Below are 16957 nucleotides of genomic sequence, written 5' to 3'. Positions count from 1 at the left end.
CGCTGCAGCCGATGACGACACCGATTCCACGGACAGCCGACTGATATGAGATTCCCCGAATCCTGGTTGCGCGAGTGGGTGGCCACCGAGCTCGACACGGAGGCCCTGTCCGAGCGGCTGACGCTCCTCGGGCTGGAGGTCGACAGTGTCGAGCCGGTCGCCCCGCCGTTCTCCGGCGTGGTGGTCGGGCGCATCGAGGCGGTCGAGCCGCATCCGGAGGCGGACAAACTGCGCGTCTGCCGGGTCGAAGACGGCAGTGGTGAGACCCATCAGGTCGTCTGTGGCGCGCCCAATGCCGCCGTCGACCTGCACGCACCGTTCGCGCGCGTCGGCGCCGTGCTGCCGGACGGCACAAAGATCCGGGCGGCGGAACTGCGCGGCGTCGAGTCTTCCGGCATGCTGTGTTCAGCGGTCGAACTCGGGGCCGGCGAGGCGGCCGACGGACTCTGGGATCTCGGCGACGATGCCCCCGTTGGGGCGGATCTGCGCGCCCATGCCGAGCTCGATGCTTCGATTTTCGAGATCGATCTCACGCCGAATCGCGGAGACTGTCTGTCGCTGCGCGGGTTGGCGCGTGAACTCGCCGCTGCCACCGGTGAGTCGATCAGCGCCCCGAGTCCGGAGCCGGTGCCGGCGGAACTGGAAGACCGCTTCCCGGTGACGCTCTCGGCCCCCGCGGCCTGTCCCCGCTATGCGGGCCGCGTGATCCGCGGCGTGGATCCGCAGGCCGCATCGCCGCGCTGGCTGCGGCGGCGTCTGGAACAGTCCGGGGTGCGCCCGATCCAGCCGCTGGTCGACATCACCAATCTGGTGATGCTCGAACTCGGTCAGCCGATGCACGCGTTCGATCTGGCGAAGCTCACGGGCGGTATCGATGTCCGCATGGGCCGCCCGGACGAAGACATCGATCTGCTGGACGAACGCAGGGTGACGGTCGACGGCGAGACCCTCGTGATCGCCGATGAGCGCGGTCCGGTCGCCCTGGCCGGGATCATGGGCGGTAGCCGGACGGCGGTGTCCGAAGACACCGTGGACGTATTCCTCGAAAGCGCGTGTTTCCTCCCGCATGCGATGGCGGGCCGGGCGCGGCGTTACGCGACCCATACGGATTCCTCGCACCGCTTCGAACGCGGCGTCGATCCGGAACTCGCGCCGGTCGCGATCGAACGGGCCACGGCGCTGATCCAGTCGATCTGCGGTGGCCGGGCGGGGCCGGTGGAAGATCGGGTCGATCGCGAGCACCTGCCGCAGCGCCCGACGATCGAACTGCGCGCGGAGCGCCTGCGCCGGCTGCTGGGCTATGCGCCCGAGGCGGACGAAGTCGGGGCGATGCTCGAACGCCTCGGCCTGACCGTCGAACCGACGGCCGCGGGCTGGCGTGCCGAGGTCCCGAGCTGGCGCTTCGATCTCGCGATCGAGGCGGATCTGATCGAGGAGGTGGCCCGGCTGTATGGCTACAACCGCGCCCCGCGCACCCACCCGCGGCAGGCGGTGCGCATCGCCGCGCAGCCGGAAACCCGCCGGGCCGTGGACAGCGTGCGCGATGGGCTGGTGGAACGCGGCTGGCACGAGGCCGTGACCTACAGCTTCGTCGACGCCGAAATACAGGGAGCGATCGATCCGGATACGGATGCACTCGCGCTCGCGAACCCGCTCTCGTCCGACATGGGCGTGATGCGCACTTCGATCTGGCCGGGCCTGCTCCAGACCGCCGTCCACAATCTGAATCGCCAGCAGGAGCGCGTACGGCTGTTCGAGATCGGCAAGCGGTTCCGCCCGGACAGCGATGGCGGGCTCAGCCAGACCGATGGCGTCGCGGGCCTGGCCGTGGGCCCCTGGTGGCCCGAGCAGTGGTCCGCCCCCGCCCGCGAGGTCGACTTTTTCGATGTCAAAGGCGATATCGAGGCGCTGCTGGCGCCGGTCGGTCACGAACGGTTCCGCTTCGTGGCGGCCGCGCATCCGGCGCTGCATCCAGGGCAGTCGGCCCGGATCGAGCGCGATGGCTTGCAGGTCGGCTGGATCGGGACGCTGCACCCGCGTCTGCAGGAGTGGTTCGACCTCGCGCGGGCGCCGGTGCTGTTCGAGATCGATCTCGATCCACTCCTCGATCAGCCCCTGGCGGCCTTCCGGCCCGTGTCGAAATACCCCGGAATACGTCGTGATCTGGCGATCATCGTCGATGAACAGGTCACATCCGAGTCGGTTTTGGCGAGCGTGCGCGAGGCGGCACCGGCCGAACTGCGGAACGCCTTCGTGTTCGACGTCTATCGGGGCAAGGGCATCGATTCCGGTCGAAAAAGCCTCGCTTTAGGCTTGATTTTGCAGGGGTTGTCACGCACGCTTACCGACAGTGAGGTCGATGACGCGAGCAATGACGTGCTCGCCCACCTTCGATCTACCCACGGAGCGACGTTGCGGGAGTAGCTCATGGCGCTGACCAAGGCGCGAATGGCAGAGACGCTGTTCGACGAGCTCGGACTGAACAAGCGGGAAGCCAAGGAACTGGTTGAACTGTTCTTCGAGGAAATCCGCGACACGCTGGCCTCCGGGGACGATGTAAAGCTCTCCGGGTTCGGCAATTTCGTGCTGCGGACGAAGAATCAGCGCCCCGGTCGCAATCCCAAGACCGGGGAAGAAATCCCCATTTCGGCCCGGCGCGTGGTAACGTTCCGTCCTGGGCAAAAACTCAAGGCGCGGGTCGAGGCTTATGCTGGAACCCAGCAATAACAGTGAACTCCCCGCGATACCGAGCAAACGGTATTTCACGATCGGGGAGGTGAGCGAGCTCTGTGCGGTCAAGCCGCACGTGCTGCGCTACTGGGAGCAGGAGTTCCCCGACCTCAAGCCGGTAAAACGGCGGGGGAACCGCCGCTATTATCAGCGCCATGACGTGATGCTGATCCGCCAGATCCGCAGCCTGCTGTACGAGCAGGGCTTCACGATCGGCGGGGCGCGGCAGCAGCTGTCCGGGGAGAGCGCACGCGAAGACGTTTCCCAGAGCCAGCAGGTCATCAAGCAGCTGCGGACCGAGCTCGAAGGACTGCTGAAGATCCTGAAGAGCTGAATTTTCGCGAATCAGTCGGTCGGCCGGGTTCCCTCGGACCGATTCGTCCGATATTCTCTCGCACCTGTCGGGGCGTAGCGCAGCCTGGTAGCGCACGTGCATGGGGCGCACGAGGTCGCAGGTTCAAATCCTGCCGCCCCGACCATCTTTCCCCATTACGACTCCCCCTACCCAAAATCGGGTGATCCACTCTCCAGCTGTGATTGACGCGGCGGGGTGTCGCTTTTCCTGTCGTCGGGGTTACCCTCCGCTCCCATGACCAGGACGTCCGCCACCAAAGCTTCCCGAGTCCTTCGGGCCTTCATGCTGTGCGCGGAGCACCTCGATCCCGGGGATCCCGACTTTGTTCGCGTCAGCGGCCTGAATGCGGCGTTGATCCTGCTTGGCGTGGCCGGGCTGGCGTTCGCGCTTTTCAATAGCCTGATCATCGGGACAGCCGCGGTATTGCCGCTGATCCTGTTCGACCTGGCCGCGTTCGCCATGGCCGCCGCCATCGGCCTGTATCTCTGGCGTACCCACGATATCGAGCGCAGCGCGCGGGCTGCGGACTACGGCTGTTTTGTGGCCTTCCTCGTCCTCGTGATCTCGCAGGAAGGCGGTGAGTACTTCTCCGCATGGGCCATGGTGTATCCACCACTGGCGTTCATGCTGGTCGGTATGCGGCGTGGTTTGCTGCATGTCGCAGTGTTTTTCGTGGTCCTGGTGACGCTCGCCCTGACCAACCTCGGTGTCTGGAATCACGGTAATCTCAATGCGGTCGCGGTCAGCAATCTGGCGGGCGCCATCCTCGCGCTGACCGGCATTGTCGCGATTTATCACGGCGCCCAGCATAAGGCGCAGACGCGGGTCGGGATGATCCGGCGGGATCTCGAGAACCTCTCGATCCGTGACGGACTGACCGGGCTCTACAACCGGCGCTGGTTCAATGTGATGCTGAAGCAGGAGCTGGCCCGGGTTTCGCGCGAGCAACGGGATCTGGTGCTGCTCGTGATCGATGTGGACCACTTCAAGGCGTACAACGACCACTTCGGGCATCCGGTCGGGGATCGGGCACTGATTGCGATCGCGGAGGCACTCAACGGCGCGTTCCGCCGTGCCAACGATTTCGTGTTTCGGCTCGGCGGTGAAGAGTTCGGTGTGATCTGCCACGCGCGGAACCGGGCCGAGGCCGCCGCGCAGGGGGAAACGGCGCGTGCCGCGGTCGAGGATCTGGCCATCGATGCACCGGAGGGCCCTGGTGGGCGGCTGACGGTCTCGGTCGGCGTTGGAATATTTTCCAGTGGCGAGAGCACGGATCCGGAAACGGTGTACACCGAGGTCGACTTCGCGCTTTACCGGGCGAAACACGCGGGTCGCAACCGGGTGGTGTGTAGCGAATCGCCCGAGAATGGCGATTGATGGATGGCGTGCAGCTGTTGGGTTTCGCTGCGCTGAACACCAACCTGTGATTCCCCGGATCGCGGGTCGGGTTGAACGAGGCGTAGTCCAGCGCCACGAAAACCCGAGTATGTAATCCTGCATGAAAACGCGTAGGTTGGTGTTGAGCGCAGCGAAACCCAACATGATCGGGCGTGTCGTGGTGGGTGCGGACCTGGGCGGCAGGCCATCGGGAACCGGAAACCTGAGCGGCAGGGTCCTGAGCGTCGGCGTTTTCGGGAGGTGGATGCAATGGCGGAACAGGAAAAAGACCTGGAACAACGACTGAAGGATCTGCAGGCCCACGTTGACCGCGTCCAGGACGCCCAGCGTGAACTGGAGGAAGCCGTATCGGATATGGATCACCAGTCGCGGCGTCTGGGCGACCGGATCGAGCGCGGTGACCGGACCGATGGGCTTGAGCGGGAGCGCCAACGGCTGCATTCCGGGATCGATGCGAATCGACGGGATCAGCAGTCGAATTCCGATCAGCTGGAACAGCTGCGCCGCGAGCGCGAGGATCTCGAGCGGCGGCTCCAGGAGCTCAAGGCGAGCAGCACCCGGCGCTGAGCTTCGGGGACCAGCCGCCAAGGACACTCTGATTACAGTCGTGCATCTCGCGAAGCCCGACCGACAGGACTCCCGATAATCAGAGGTTACCTGATGGTCTGGATCGGTGACGCGGTCAGGGCGACCAGGTCCGCCAGCGAACGTGTGTCCGAATCGAGTTCCGCCACACAGGCGGTCAGCGAGCGGGCCCGGTCCAGGCCGAGCAGCGGCTCGGCGTAGTCCGTGAATTTCTCCTCGATCGCCGTGTGGTCCATGGGATCGCCGGGCGTGCCGCGCGGTTCGGTGGGGTCCGATGCGTATTCCGTGCCATCGGTGAGGCGAATGGATACGGCAGCGAGTCGCTGCTTCGGGAAACGCCTGCTGAAGGCATCGCTTGAGCGGACCTCGACCTGCCGGGTGAGCGCCGCGACGGCGGGGTCATCAAGCCCGGGCGGCGTGATCTCGGCCGGGCCCAGCCGGCCATGGACCAGCGCGGCGGCGACCGGAAACGCGAGCGCGTACTGTGCCGTCTGGGTGTTGTCCGGGATGCCGGCATAGAGACGCCTCGCTTCATCGAACGTATCGATCCGCACCGAGACGATGCGCGCGGGATCCACGCCATGGCGTTCGCGCAGCTGCAATGCCGCGGTGATGGCCGGTTGCGCCCAGAAGCAGACCGGATGCGGTTTGACGTATTGATCCAGCACCAGCCACTCATTCCCCAGCGACGACCACGCATCGCCGATGCCCGGCAGGGCAGCCGGTGAGGCGGCGAAGCCGCGCGCGGCCAGATCTGCTCCCGTGACGCCGGCCAGCGCGCCCCAGCCGGAACTGTCGTGCAGCATGGAGGGCGAGTCGATCTCGCGCATCATGGGTGCGCGCGGGGCATGGTACTCGGCGATGCCGAGTGCGGCCGCAAGGCGTTCGGCGTCGAAACCCCGCAGGCGGGCGGCGAGTGCGGCCACGCCGAGGGCATTCCAGGCACCTGAACTGTGATAGTCGCCCGCCGAGCCGTGCAGTGCGACGGCGGCACGGCAGGCGATCTCGTAACCAACAACCAGATCAGTCAGTGCCTTATGACCATTTTTTGACGTTCCGTATAACGCTCCGACCGCCAGCAGCGCCGGGACCAGAGCCACTCCGGCATGCCCTTTGGCGGGTTGATAGCCATCATGGCCATCAAGGTTGTCGATCCTTGTCGCGAAGGCGTAGGCGGCCCCGGCCGGGCTGACCCTGCGTCCATCGAACGGCAGATGGGCCGCAGTGTCGCCGGCCGCGAACTGGGAGCAGGCGAGATCGTAGGCGATGCCGGCGGCGGGCGTCCGCCCGGCGGCGATCCCGACGCCGAGTGTATCGAGCAGCAGATCGAGCGCGCGCCGACGGACCTCGGGCGGGATATCCTCACAGCGGAGACCGGTCGCCCAGGCGGCGACATCGGCGGTCCGGCCGGATCGGGCGGGTGAGGCTGCGCCGTTCATGGGCCCAAGCCTACCAGCCCGCATGGTCCGCCAGACATTACCCCCGTAGCCAGCCGTGGAAGCGCTGCAGCCAGCGCAGGGCGCCCTGGGGGGCATGGGCACGTTTCCATTCACCGGCAGCGAACTTGTTCGCCTCCATGAGCGTGGGATAGGCGTGGATGGTGCCGAGGATCTTGTTCAGGCCGATTCCATGGCGGATCGCAAGCGTGAATTCGGCGATCAGGTCGCCGGCGTGTTCGCCGACCACGGCCGCGCCGAGTATGCGGTCCTTGCCGGGGACGGTCAGGACCTTGACCACGCCATGGTCGTCGCCGTCGGTGACCGCGCGGTCGAGTTCGCCGAGGTCGTAGCGCGTGACCTCGTATTCGACCCCCTCGCGGTCCGCCGATTCCTCGGAATAGCCCACGCGGGCCACCTCGGGGTCGGTGAAGGTCGACCAGGGCAGGGCCGAGTAGTCCACCCGGAAGCGCTTGAAGATGCCGAACAGCGAATTGACGGTCGCGTGCCAGGCCTGGTGGGCGGCGGCGTGGGTGAACTGATACGGGCCCACGCAGTCGCCGCAGGCGTAGATGGTCGGTACGGCGGTCTGCAGGTATTCGTCGGTATCGATCCGGCCGCGTTCGTCGAGTTTGACGCCGACCTCCTCGAGACCGAAGCCCTTGACGTTGGCGGCGCGGCCGACGGCGACCAGCAGCGTGTCGAAGGCCACGCGCACTTCCTCGCCCTCGTGGTCGCAGATGAGGATCTTTTCGCCATCCTCGACGCGGAATTCGGTCGCCTTGTGGTCCGTCAGGACGTTGATGCCCTCGCTGCGGAACCGGTCTTCGACATAGCGCCCGATGTCGTGGTCCTCTACCGCCATGATGCGCGGCAGCATCTCGACCTGGGTGACCTCGGCGCCGAGCCGATGGAAGGCCTGCGACAGCTCGCAGCCGATCGGTCCACCGCCCAGCACGACCATCCGCCCGGGTGATTCCTCCAGCGACCAGATGTTGTCCGAGGTGTAATAGCCGACCTCCTCGATGCCCGGCACCGGCGGGACGAACGGCCGCGCGCCGGTCGCGACGACGATATGGCGCGTGGTGAGCTGCTCGCCGTTGACCTCGACGGTCCAGGGACCGGTGATGCGGGCCTCGCCCTGGATGACGTCGACACCGAGGCCGGTGAATCGCTCGACCGAATCGTGCGGCGCGATCTTCGCGATGATCTTGTGGACCCGCGCCATGACGTCGCCTAACGCGAAATCGGCGTTGGCGTCGCGGATGCCGTATTCCTCATGGCGGCGCACCTGCGACAGGAACTTGCCGGAACGGATCAGGGCTTTGGAGGGCACACAGCCGGTGTTCAGGCAATCGCCGCCCATCTCGTGTTTCTCGATCAGGGTGACCTTAGCCTTGACCGCAGCGGCGATGTAGGCGGACACGAGCCCGGCGGAACCCGCGCCGATGACGACCAGGTTGCGGTCGAACTTCTGCGGTTTGGTCCAGCCGCGCAGCGCGCGCCGGGCCTTGATCATGCGTACGATCGCCTTGGCGATCAGCGGGAACACGCCCAGCAGGACAAATGCGCCGATCAGCTCCGGCGAGAGGATGCCGCCGAGCGAGTCGATCTGCGCGAGCTGGGTGCCGGCGTTCACGTAGACGACGGTGCCGGCGAGCATGCCGACCTGGCTGACGAAAAAGAACACCAGCGTGCGGATCGGCGTCAGCGCCATGACCAGATTGATCACGAAGAAGGGGAATGCCGGCACGAGCCGCAGCATGAACAGGTACAGCGCGCCGTCGCGTTTGATACCGGCATTGATCGATTTCATGCTCTCGCCGAAACGCCGCTGGACCGTGTCGCGGAGCAGGAAACGCGCGGCCAGGAAGGCGAGGGTGGCGCCGATCGTCGAGGCGAACGAGACGATGATCGTGCCCCACAGGAGCCCGAAGATGGCCCCGCCGGCAAGCGTCATGACGGCCGCGCCCGGCAGCGACAATGCGGTCACCGTGATGTAGACCGCTGCATAGATCGCGACCGTGGTGAAGGGATTGGCCTGGAAGTAATCGTCGATCGCCGCCTGGCGCGACTTGAAATAATCGAGGCTCAGGTACTGGCCGAGATCGAACGCGAAGAAGGCCGCGATCGCGGCGACGATCGCGATGACGATCAGGATTTTGCTGGTGCGCATCGTGGGCTTCCTTTTTCTTGCTTTCTTTCGAGTATATCGATTGCGGCCATGACCCGCCCTGGGGCCTGCCCGAGAAACCATGTGCCTGCTGCGCCGGGCGCTCGCTACGGCACAGATTTCACGGACAGGCCCCTTGCCGGTCCGTTATCATGCATCCCGCACCGCGCGATGTGGTGCTGTGACCGTGAACCCGCCGAGACGTTCCCCGGAGATATCGATCGATGGCCGCAGCGAGGCATCTGGAACTGGTCGTGCCCGGCCTGCTCGGGCCCGTGACCGACACCGATGCCGTCGCCCGCCTGGGCCTGGAATTGCCGGCGCTTGCCTGGCTGCTGGCGCGGGCCGATCCGGGCCGCACAACGGTGGCGCAATCGCTCGCACCGGTATTCGACGCCTTCGGTATATCCGGACCCGACTGGCCCGCCGCCGCTCCCTCGCGACTCGGTGAAGCCGATGGTGACACCGTTCGGCTGGGCGAGCGCTGGTGGGTGCGGGCGGATCCCGTGCATCTGCGCGTGGATACCACGCACGCGCGCCTGTTCGGTGCCTGGTCGCTCGATCTGCAGGCGGACGAGAGCGCGGCGCTGATCGAACGCCTGAATGCGCTCTACGCGGATGACGGGCTGGTGTTCGAGGCGCCCGCGCCGGATCGCTGGTATATCGGCTGCCCCCGGGCCTCCGATCTGCGCGCGGTCACCCCGGATCGTGTGGCCGGCCGCAACGTCGACGCCTTCATGCCGGAAGGGAGCGACGCCCGCGCGTGGCGTGCGTGGCTGAACGAGGTGCAGATGCTGCTGCATGATGCGCCGGTCAATACGGAACGCGAGCGGCGCGGCGCGTTGCCGGTCAACAGCGTCTGGCTGTGGGGCGGCGGGCAATGCCCGGCCGTGTCCGGCGGCCCGGAGCAGGTCTTCGCGGACGAGCCGGTCGCGGTCGGCCTGGCGCGGCTGGCCGGCGTCGCCGCCGAGTCCGTGGACGCGGCGCCATGGACCGGGCAATGGCCTGCCGGGCACGCACTGGCGGTCGATGCGCGCGCCGTGGATCCGCTCGTTCACGGGGAGATCGAGACCTGGCTCGAGTGCCTCGCCGCCCTCGAGCGTGACCGGATCGAACCGGTGCTCCGCGGCCTGCGCCAGGGGCAGCTGGACAGCGTGACCATTGCCCCCGGCGACGGCCGCCGATTGGTGGCTACACGGCGTGGCCTGCGCCGTTTCTGGCGGCGCAACCGCCCGTGGACCGATTGGCTGGGGACGGATACATGAGCGAACACGCGCCCGCGATCCGTCGCCGCACGCACACCGCGGAACCGCTGGATGGCCTGCATCCGGTGGTTGCCCGCGTCTACGCGGCGCGGGGAGTCCAATCGCATCAGGAACTGGATCCCTCACTGGGTAATCTGCCGGCGCCCTCGCTGGCTGATATCGAGGCGGCTGCCGAGCGCCTCGAGCGCGCGCTGCGCGCCGGTGAAAGAATCCTGGTGATCGGCGATTTCGACGCCGACGGTGCGACCAGCGTCGCGCTGGCACTTCGGGCGTTGGCGGCGTTCGGCCATGAGGCGGTTGATTATCTCGTCCCCAACCGCTTCGAGTACGGCTACGGGTTGACGCCGGAACTGGTCGAACCCGCGTCGCAATACGCGCCCGGAGTGATCCTGACGGTGGACAACGGGATCAGCAGTCATGCCGGTGTGGCGGCCGCCGCCGAGCGCGGGATCGACACGGTCGTGACGGACCACCATCTGCCCGGCGATTCACTGCCCCCCGCGGTGGCGGTCGTGAACCCGAACCGGGAAGACTGCGATTTTCCGGTCAAGTCACTGGCCGGGGTCGGCGTCGTGTTCTATCTCATGGTGGCCCTGCGCGCCCGGCTTGAACGATCCGGATGGTTCACCGAACGCGGTATCCAGTCCCCGTCGATGGCGGATTTCCTTGACCTGGTGGCCCTGGGAACGGTCGCCGATGTGGTGCCGCTCGATCGCTGCAACCGCATCCTGGTCGAGCAGGGCCTGCGGCGGATCCGCGCGGGCCACTGCTGCGCCGGCATCAGCGCCCTGATCGATGCGGCGAAGCGCAGCCCGACGGCATTGCAGGCGGGCGATCTGGGGTTTGCGCTGGGGCCGCGCCTGAATGCGGCGGGGCGACTCTCCGATATGGCCGTCGGTATCCAGACCCTGCTGGCGGATGACGTGGAGGAGGCTCGGACTCGTGCACGCCAACTCGACGGCCTCAATCGCGAGCGACGCGATATCGAGGCCGAAATGCGCACCCAGGCGGATGCGGAACTGGAACGCCTGCGCACCATGCTCGAGGCGGGCGAGTCCCTGCCGGCCGGCCTGGTGCTCTACGACGAGCGCTGGCACCAGGGCGTGAGCGGGATCCTGGCCGGGCGCGTGCGCGAGGCTATCCACCGCCCCACCGTGATCTTCGCCGACGCGGGAGATGGCATGCTCAAGGGCTCGGCGCGCTCAGTCGCCGGGCTGCATATCCGCGACGTACTGGCCGCGATCGACGCCGCCCAGCCGCAGCTGATCGAACGCTTCGGCGGGCATGCGATGGCGGCCGGTCTCGGGCTCGCGGCGGAGCATCTGGACGCCTTTCGCGAGGCCTTCGGGCGCGAAGTCGAGCGCGCCCTCGGCGGCGCCGCGCCGCTGCGCGAGATCCACACTGATGGCGACCTCGCCAGTGATGAAATGGACCTCGCGACTGCGGAAGCGCTGGCGGCCGCCGGCCCCTGGGGGGCCGGTTTCCCCGAGCCGAACTTCGACGGCGACTTCCGCGTAATGGATGGGCGCGTGGTCGGCGAACGCCATCTCAAGCTGCGGCTGCAGCCGCTGGCGGGTGGCCCAACCTTCGATGCCATCCATTTCAATGCCGATCCGGCGCTGCTCGCGGATCCCGGGGAGACGGCGCGCGTCGTCTATCGCCTCGAGGTCAACGAGTTCCGCGGACGGCGCAATGTCCAGCTGAATGTCGAGTATTTCGGGCGCCTGGATCGCGATGCCGCGGCGGATCGCTGAGTGCCCGTGCCCGCTGCGTATCGCGTCGTGTACACTGGCGCGCTTTGCAACCGCCACCCCGGAGTCCGGTCATGGCCGAAGTCAACGCCCTGCGTGAACAGCTAAAGGATCTGCAAGGTCGCCTCGACGACCTGAGGGGGTATCTTTGACTACCCTGGCAAAGCGGAACGACTCGACGAACTCGAACGCGAACTCGCGCAGCCGGAAGTCTGGAACGAGCCGGATCGTGCCCAGGAGCTGAACCGCGAGCGGACCCGGCTCGCGGAGACGGTCGGCGCTCTGGATCGATTCGCCCATGCGCTGAGCGACGGCGCCGAACTGCTCGACATGGCGGTCGAGGAGGAAGACGACGGCACTGTCACGACCATCGAGCGGGATCTCGCGGCCACCGAGAAGGGGATCGCGAAGCTCGAATTCCAGCGCATGTTCAACGGCGAACTCGACGCCAACAGTGCTTTCCTCGACATCCAGGCCGGCTCCGGCGGCACCGAGGCCCAGGACTGGGCCGAGATGCTGCTGCGTATGTACCTGCGCTGGGCCGAGCATCACGGGTTCGAGACCGAACTGGTCGAGGCCTCGGAGGGCGATGTGGCCGGCCTGAAAAGCGCGACCGTCCACGTGCGCGGCGAATACGCCTTTGGTTGGCTGCGCACGGAGACGGGCGTGCACCGGCTCGTGCGCAAGTCGCCGTTCGACTCGGGTAATCGCCGCCATACGTCGTTCGCCGCGGTTTTCGTGTCACCGGAGATCGACGAATCCTTCGAGGTGGAGGTCGATCCCTCGGACCTGCGCGTCGACGTCTACCGCGCGAGCGGCGCCGGCGGCCAGCACGTCAACACGACCGAGTCGGCGGTGCGTATCACGCACAACCCGACCGGCATCGTCGTGCAGTGCCAGAACAGCCGCTCCCAGCACGCCAACCGCGCGACCGCGATGAACCAGCTGCGGGCGAAGCTCTACGAGCGCGAGATGCAGGAGCGCCGGGCGGAGGCCCAGTCCGCGGAGGAGTCGAAGTCGGATATCGGCTGGGGCAGCCAGATCCGCTCCTATGTCCTCGACTCGGGCCGCATCAAGGACCTGCGCACCGGCGTCGAAGTCGGCAACACCCAGGCCGTCCTCGACGGCAGCCTCGACCGCTTCATCGAGGCCAGCCTGAAGGCGGGTGTGTAGGCCTGAACGCAGTAAAAAAGCGAACCACGAATGAACACGAATGGACACGAATAGGTCTCGGGGTTATCGGAGGCTTCTGGAGCTTCGCTGCTCGGGTTGTGAGAAATGCATAATCAAAAAATGGACTAAAAATGAACGAAAATGGCTCGGTTCGGGATTCGGTGTCTTTGACGGCGCCTGAACCGAAGCGGCACCAGCAGCGCTTGCTCTTATCGTGATGTAAATCGTAAGAGCAATTTTTTGTCCATTTTTAGTCCATTTTTTGGTTATGAATTAACTCCTTGATGCCTGAACTCGCCAACAGCGAAGCTCCACAACGCCTTGTGCTCCCCAGAATCATTCGTGTTCATTCGTGTTCATTCGTGGTTCCAAACAGCCGGCCCCAGAAATAACTGAAAGCGAAAAAGTCGATGACTGAACAAGACGAGAACAGCCTGATCGCGCAGCGTCGGCAGAAGCTGGAGGCGGTGCGCGGGGAGGGTGATGCCTTTCCGAATGATTTCCGGCGCGATTCGTTCGCGGCCGATCTGCATGCCGAGTTCGCCGAGGCCGATAACGACGCGCTGGAGGCGGATGGCCGCGCCTTCGCGGTGGCCGGGCGGATGATGGCGAAGCGGGTCATGGGCAAGGCGAGTTTCGCCCAGCTTCAGGACCAGTCGGGCCGGATCCAGCTGTTCCTCCAGCGCGACGCCATCGGCGTCGACGCGTATCAGGCGTTCAAGGGCTTCGATGTCGGCGATATCGTGGGCGCGCGTGGCCAGCTGTTCCGCACGAAGACCGGTGAGTTGTCGGTTCGTGTCGACGAGATCCGTCTGCTGACCAAGTCGCTGCGGCCGCTGCCGGAGAAATGGCACGGGCTGACGGACCAGGAACAGCGCTATCGCCAGCGCTATGTCGATCTGATCATGAACCCCTCGGTGCGCGAGACCTTCGCGTTCCGCTCCGCGATGATCTCCGCCATGCGCGCGGACCTGACCGAGGCCGGGTTTCTCGAGGTCGAGACGCCGATGATGCAGCCGATCCCGGGCGGCGCCGCGGCGCGGCCGTTCGTCACGCATCACAATGCGCTCGATATCGATCTCTACCTGCGCATCGCCCCGGAGCTCTACCTCAAGCGGCTGGTCGTCGGGGGCATGGAAAAGGTCTTCGAAATCAACCGCAACTTCCGCAACGAGGGGCTGTCCACGCGGCACAACCCCGAGTTCACCATGCTGGAGTTCTACGAGGCCTACGCCGACTACCGGGACGCGATGGACCGGATCGAGTCGATGCTGCGACGCATCGCGACCCGGGTACTCGGCCAGGAGCAGTTCACTAGTGGCGGTGAGGAATACGACTTCTCGAAGGCGTTCGCGCGCATGACGATGCGCGAGGCCGTACTGCACTTCAATCCGGATCTGTCGACCGCGATCCTTGATGACCGTGAGCGGGCCGCGCAGGCCGCCGAGGATCGGGGAATCAAGGTGGAGCCGGGCTGGGGGACGGGCCGGATCCAGGCGGAGATCTTCGAGGAGACGGCGGAGCACCGGCTGCACGACCCGACTTTCGTCACGAGCTATCCGACCGAGGTCTCACCGCTCGCCCGCCGCAGCGATCATGACCCGAGCGTGACCGACCGCTTCGAACTGATCGTCGGCGGCCGCGAACTCGCCAACGGTTTCTCCGAGCTCAACGACCCGGAGGACCAGGCCGAACGCTTCCGCGAGCAGGTCAACGCGAAGGACTCGGGCGATGCCGAGGCCATGCACTACGATGCCGACTACATCCGCGCCCTCGAATACGGCATGCCGCCAACGGCCGGCGCGGGGCTCGGCATCGACCGCATCGCCATGCTCTTCACCGACTCGCCCTCGATCCGCGACGTCATCCTCTTCCCCCAGATGCGCCCGGAGCGGGAGTAATCACTCGCCTTGGTAGTGATCGTGAAGAACCACGAATGAACACGAATGGACACGAATAGGTCTCTGGGCTATCGGAGACTTCTGGAGCTTCGCTGTTCGGGTTGTGAGAAATGCATAACCAAAAAATGGACTAAAAATGGACGAAAAATCGGTCTTACGGTTCACATCACAATAAGAACAAGGACTGCGGGGGCCGCTTCGGTTCAGACGTCGTCAAAGGCCCCGAATCACGAACCAGGCCATTTTTCGTTCATTTTTAGTCCATATTTTGGTTATGCCTTTCCCTTGAACCCCGAACAGCGAAGCTCCAGAAGCCGCCGGTAGCCCCAACCCCATCCGTGTCCATTCGTGTTCATTCGTGGTTCCAAAAAAAAGCCCCGCGTAAGCGGGGCTTTATGATCACTGCTTAAAGTGATTTATTACTTGGCTTCGTCGAAACGCCGGGCGACTTCGTCCCAGTTGACGACGTTCCAGAACGCGTCGACGTAGTCCGGGCGGCGGTTCTGGTAGTTCAGGTAGTACGCGTGCTCCCAGACGTCGATGCCGAGGACCGGCGTGCCCGGCTCGGGCGCGATGTCCTGCATCAGGGGCGTGTCCTGGTTGGGCGTGTCGGTGATCTTGAGGCCGCCGCTGCGGTCCACGATCAGCCAGGCCCAGCCGGAACCGAAACGGCCCAGCGCGGCGTTCTTGAAGGCCTCTTTGAAGGAGGCCACGTCACCCCAGACCTGCTTGATGGCATCGGCCAGGGCGCCGCTCGGCTCGCCGCCGCCGTTGGGGCTCATCAGCTGCCAGAACATCGCATGGTTGGCGTGGCCGCCGCCGTTGTTGCGCACGGCGGTCTGGATGGATCCCGGCAGCGCGCCGATCTCGGAGATCAGGGCCTCGACCGGCTTGTCGGCCAGTTCCTGGTGCTGCTCGAGGGCGCCGTTGAGCTTGGTGACGTAGGTGTTGTGGTGCTTGCCGTGGTGGATCTCCATCGTCTTCGCATCGATATGGGGCTCGAGCGCGTCGAAGTCATACGGCAGCGGGGGGAGTTCGTGCGCCATGGGTGCTTCTCCTTCTTCCGTTCGGTGGGTGGTGGCTGTGTAGCCGGACGCCCGGGCGGTCGATCGGACCGCCGCCGCGTCCGGCAAGGAGTGGGTGAACACTGAGGGCGAACCACGATGGATTCAATCCCCGGTCGGGAGATCGTCGCCGGAATCGCTGCGCGCCTGCCCGCGCGCGACCTCGACAAAGGCCCCGGCGGCGTTCGCCGGGGTCCGGCCGACCCGCGATACAAGCCCGAGCCGGCGCTGGAGCTGCACCCCCTCCAGCGTCAGGACCGTGAGTTCGCCGTGATTCATCGTGCGGGGCAGAGCGGACCAGCCGAGGCCGACCGAGACCATCATCTTGATGGTCTCCAGATAATTGGTTTCCAGGGCAATGCGCAGATGCGCGCCGGATGGGCGCAGCGCGGCGGCGACGATGCGCCGGGTGAAGGTGGTCACCGCCGGCAGGATGGCCGGCCATTGCGCCAGGTCGGCCACTTCGATCCGCGTCTGCCCGGCAAGGGGGTGGTCCGGGGCCGCCACGAAGTCCAGCGCGTCCGGCCAGAGGGTCTCGATCGCCAGCGTCTCCGGCGGGTTCTCGGGCAGGGTGACGACTGCCAGTTCGAGTTCGCCCCGGTCGACCGCCTGACAGGCCTGCTCGGAATCCATGAAATGCAGATCAAGCTCGACGTCGGGATAGCGGCTGGTGTAGCGGCGCAGTATGGGGGGCAGCCGGTGCAGCCCGACGTGGTGGCTGGTACCGATCCGCAGCCGTCCGCCCACGGTTCCGGAGAGGTCGGCGACGACCTGGCGGCTGGTTTCGAGTTCTCCGAGTACGCGCCTCGCATGCGGTAGCAGGGCGCGCCCGGCCTCGGTGAGTTCGACGCTGCGGGCCATGCGGTCGAACAGACGCGCGCGCAGATCGTCCTCGAGCGCCGCGATCCGCTTGCTGATCGCCGGTTGCGTCAGAAACAGGGTGTCCGCCGCGCGTGAGAACGAGCCGGCTTCGGCAACGGCGACGAAGGCCTGGAGTGCGGTCAATTCCATGGGTGAGATCATACCAAAGTGGAATGGATACCATGAAAAGAATGAATTGGAGTAATGGGTTGAGGCGACGTATCCTGCACACCAAGTAGTCAGCAGGCGTATGCAGCCGGGGAAA

13 protein-coding genes and 1 tRNA gene are annotated in these 16957 nt (G+C 65.9%); 10 read left to right on the top strand and 4 right to left on the bottom strand.

From position 1 onward, the window contains the following. Positions 1-45: 45 nt before the first annotated feature. The 6 genes from pheT (at position 46) to A0W70_RS14750 (ending at position 5050) form a co-directional block, all read left to right on the top strand. Positions 46-2424 (top strand): phenylalanine--tRNA ligase subunit beta, encoded by a 2379-nt coding sequence (gene pheT, locus A0W70_RS14775; protein ID WP_070989822.1) that lies wholly within the window; start codon positions 46-48, stop codon positions 2422-2424. A gap of 3 nt (positions 2425-2427) precedes the next feature. Further along, positions 2428-2727: an integration host factor subunit alpha gene (gene ihfA, locus A0W70_RS14770; protein ID WP_070989820.1), complete on the top strand. Its 300-nt coding sequence runs from the start codon at positions 2428-2430 to the stop codon at positions 2725-2727. Beyond that, positions 2708-3064 carry a MerR family transcriptional regulator gene (locus A0W70_RS14765; RefSeq protein ID WP_070989818.1) on the top strand — a complete coding sequence of 119 codons (357 nt, stop codon included), beginning with the start codon at positions 2708-2710 and terminating at the stop codon, positions 3062-3064. The genes ihfA and A0W70_RS14765 overlap by 20 nt, the downstream gene beginning before the upstream one ends. Positions 3065-3132: 68 nt before the next feature. Continuing rightward, positions 3133-3209, top strand: a tRNA-Pro gene (locus A0W70_RS14760). A gap of 158 nt (positions 3210-3367) precedes the next feature. Further along, positions 3368-4462: a GGDEF domain-containing protein gene (locus A0W70_RS14755; RefSeq protein ID WP_070989816.1), complete on the top strand. Its 1095-nt coding sequence runs from the start codon at positions 3368-3370 to the stop codon at positions 4460-4462. A gap of 270 nt (positions 4463-4732) precedes the next feature. Then, the gene (locus A0W70_RS14750; RefSeq protein ID WP_070989814.1) at positions 4733-5050 is read left to right on the top strand and encodes a hypothetical protein; all 318 of its coding nucleotides are present in this window, start codon (positions 4733-4735) and stop codon (positions 5048-5050) included. A gap of 86 nt (positions 5051-5136) precedes the next feature. Here A0W70_RS14750 and A0W70_RS14745 read toward each other — a convergent pair whose 3' ends face one another. Further along, positions 5137-6507 carry an MmgE/PrpD family protein gene (locus tag A0W70_RS14745; protein ID WP_070989812.1) on the bottom strand — a complete coding sequence of 457 codons (1371 nt, stop codon included), beginning with the start codon at positions 6505-6507 and terminating at the stop codon, positions 5137-5139. A gap of 37 nt (positions 6508-6544) precedes the next feature. Then, on the bottom strand, positions 6545-8680 hold the full coding sequence (locus tag A0W70_RS14740; RefSeq protein ID WP_070989810.1) for an FAD-dependent oxidoreductase: 2136 nt from the start codon (positions 8678-8680) through the stop codon (positions 6545-6547). Between the two features lie 221 nt (positions 8681-8901). Between A0W70_RS14740 and A0W70_RS14735 the strand changes: the two genes are divergently transcribed. The 4 genes from A0W70_RS14735 (at position 8902) to lysS (ending at position 14767) form a co-directional block, all read left to right on the top strand. Beyond that, positions 8902-9942 (top strand): hypothetical protein, encoded by a 1041-nt coding sequence (locus A0W70_RS14735; RefSeq protein ID WP_070989808.1) that lies wholly within the window; start codon positions 8902-8904, stop codon positions 9940-9942. Next, positions 9939-11696: a single-stranded-DNA-specific exonuclease RecJ gene (recJ, locus tag A0W70_RS14730; RefSeq protein WP_070989805.1), complete on the top strand. Its 1758-nt coding sequence runs from the start codon at positions 9939-9941 to the stop codon at positions 11694-11696. Before A0W70_RS14735 ends, recJ begins: the two co-directional genes overlap by 4 nt. 71 nt (positions 11697-11767) lie before the next feature. Then, a protein-coding gene (gene prfB, locus A0W70_RS14720) for a peptide chain release factor 2 (RefSeq protein WP_139150892.1) occupies positions 11768-12866 on the top strand; the annotation gives its coding sequence in 2 pieces (ribosomal slippage) (positions 11768-11842 and positions 11844-12866; 1098 coding nt in all). A 410-nt stretch (positions 12867-13276) separates the two neighbouring features. Further along, positions 13277-14767 carry a lysine--tRNA ligase gene (gene lysS / locus A0W70_RS14715; RefSeq protein ID WP_070989800.1) on the top strand — a complete coding sequence of 497 codons (1491 nt, stop codon included), beginning with the start codon at positions 13277-13279 and terminating at the stop codon, positions 14765-14767. Between the two features lie 419 nt (positions 14768-15186). On the opposite strand, the gene A0W70_RS14710 is transcribed toward lysS, so the two are convergent. Both A0W70_RS14710 and A0W70_RS14705 read right to left on the bottom strand, forming a co-directional pair. Next, complete coding sequence (locus A0W70_RS14710; protein ID WP_070989798.1) at positions 15187-15813, bottom strand: superoxide dismutase; 627 nt, start codon at positions 15811-15813, stop codon at positions 15187-15189. Positions 15814-15936: 123 nt separating this feature from the next. Next, positions 15937-16842: a LysR family transcriptional regulator gene (locus A0W70_RS14705; RefSeq protein ID WP_070989796.1), complete on the bottom strand. Its 906-nt coding sequence runs from the start codon at positions 16840-16842 to the stop codon at positions 15937-15939. Between the last annotated feature and the right edge of the window lie 115 nt (positions 16843-16957).

Origin of the sequence: Halofilum ochraceum, assembly GCF_001614315.2 — a bacterium.
GTDB classification, from domain to species: domain Bacteria; phylum Pseudomonadota; class Gammaproteobacteria; order XJ16; family Halofilaceae; genus Halofilum; species Halofilum ochraceum.
This window is presented reverse-complemented; position numbering and strand designations above follow the sequence as displayed.